The sequence below is a fragment of the Mesorhizobium sp. M7A.F.Ca.AU.001.01.1.1 genome (assembly GCF_004022735.1).
Taxonomy (GTDB): Bacteria; Pseudomonadota; Alphaproteobacteria; order Rhizobiales; family Rhizobiaceae; genus Mesorhizobium; species Mesorhizobium ciceri.
The window spans coordinates 1-623 of the sequence record NZ_RZPF01001308.1; the positions used below are offsets into that span (position 1 = coordinate 1).

1 protein-coding gene is annotated in these 623 nt (G+C 58.6%); it reads right to left on the reverse strand.

What is annotated here, in order from left to right; genetic code table 11:
• On the reverse strand, positions 1–623 hold a 623-nt coding region (locus tag EN884_RS37850), incomplete at both ends, for an ABC transporter permease (RefSeq protein WP_164895511.1).

Consider the following 623-nt stretch of genomic DNA (forward strand, 5'->3'; position numbering starts at 1 on the left):
ATATCGATGTAGGGGCTTGACAGCATGTTGATGATGGCCGCTCGGGTCATGCGCATCATGTGGGCCACGATTACAAGCGCAAGGGTGATTGCCGGCAGGGCGACTTTCCAGAGATGCTCCCAAAATGGCGTCTGATCGTTCACATTCGACAATGTCGGAAATTTGGGAACCGCATTGAGCGCCCAGTTCAGCGAGACAGTGAGCCAATGAGGCAGCGTTTGAGCGAAATCGGATCCGATGAACGTGTCGCGCGAGATCACCAGGTAGGCGAGCATATAAGCGACGAAAAATTCCGGGAATGAAATGGTTGTCAGTGTCGCGACATTCACCAGCCGGTCGAACCAGCCGTTGCGGTACAGCGCAGCCAGAATGCCAAGCCCCAAGGCCAGGGGAACGGCTATCAGCGCCGTCACCGCTGCAAGGAACATCGTGTTGTAGAGGCGGGGTGCGATGATCTCGGCCACGGTACGCCGATATCCGGTGCGGCTCGCAAACGAAGAGCCGAAATCGCCATGGAGCATCTGGGCGATCCAAGCGAAGTAGCGCTCGACAGGCGGACGATCGATGCCGATCTCCCGCTGAAACGCGGCGACCGTTTCGGGCGTCGCCGACTGCCCGAGCGT